Source organism: Rodentibacter sp. (assembly GCF_057314195.1).
On record NZ_DBHLAM010000009.1, the window covers coordinates 1 to 1163 of the forward strand.

The 1163-nt window shown below is 44.9% G+C and carries 1 protein-coding gene and 1 pseudogene; both read left to right on the forward strand.

Annotated elements, in window-relative coordinates; genetic code table 11:
• Positions 1-97: pseudogene (rfaD, locus tag ACO59Y_RS01095) on the forward strand (ADP-glyceromanno-heptose 6-epimerase); the annotation flags it as partial.
• 85 nt (positions 98-182) lie between these two features.
• Positions 183-1163 (forward strand): lipopolysaccharide heptosyltransferase II (gene waaF / locus ACO59Y_RS01100; RefSeq protein WP_486129888.1); only part of this gene is annotated, 981 nt, incomplete at its 3' end.

Consider the following 1163-nt stretch of genomic DNA (forward strand, 5'->3'; position numbering starts at 1 on the left):
AGCGGATTTAACCAAACTCCGAGCTACCGGCTACGACAAACCGTTTAAAACCGTGGCAGAAGGCGTGGCAGAATATATGGCGTGGTTGAATAAATAATTCACACCTCCCCATTCAAAACAAAAATAAAGTGCGGTTAAAATTCATAACGTTTTTTAACCGCACTTTTACCATAAGGCAAAGCATGAATATCCTAATTATCGGCCCTTCTTGGGTCGGCGATATGATGATGTCGCACAGTTTGTATCAACAACTTAAACTTCAATATCCAACTTGCCAAATCGACGTGATGGCGCCGAATTGGTGTAAGCCGTTGCTGGCTCGTATGCCCGAGGTGCGTAACGCTATTGAAATGCCGCTCGGACACGGCAAATTTGCGCTGTGTGAGCGTTATCGTTTAGGTAAAGCATTACGACATCAATACGACATGGCGATTGTTTTGCCGAATTCTTTAAAATCCGCGTTTATCCCTTTATTTGCGAAAATTGCCGTGCGTCGTGGTTGGAAAGGGGAAAGTCGTTATTTTCTGCTCAATGACTTACGTAACAATAAACGGGATTACCCGATGATGGTGCAGCGTTATGTGGCATTGGCGTTTGAAAAAAATGCGGTGCCGAAGGCGGCAGATATTCCCGTTTTAAAACCTTACTTAACCGTTGGGCCAAGCCAACAAGCAGAAACCTTAAAAAACTTTGAAAAACAGACCGCACTTTTAGGCAATCGCCCGATTATTGGTTTTTGTCCGGGGGCGGAATTTGGCCCGGCAAAACGTTGGCCGCATTATCATTACGCGAAATTAGCGGAAATGCTGATTGAAAAAGGCTATGCCGTAGAATTATTTGGTTCGCCGAAAGACATAGAAGCCGGTGAACAAATTCGCAATGCATTGCCTACCGAATTGCAACCGTTTTGTTTAAATTTAGCGGGACAAACCAATCTGAATCAGGCGGTAGATTTAATTGCTCACTGCACGGCGATCGTGAGTAACGACAGTGGTTTAATGCACATCGCGGCAGCTACAGATCGCCCATTGGTGGCGCTTTACGGCCCAACTAGACAAACGTATACGCAGCCAATGTCAGATAAAGCGGAAATCATCCGTTTAATTGAAGGCGATTTGATTAAAGTGCGTAAAAGCACCGACAGCGCGGAAGGATATCATCAA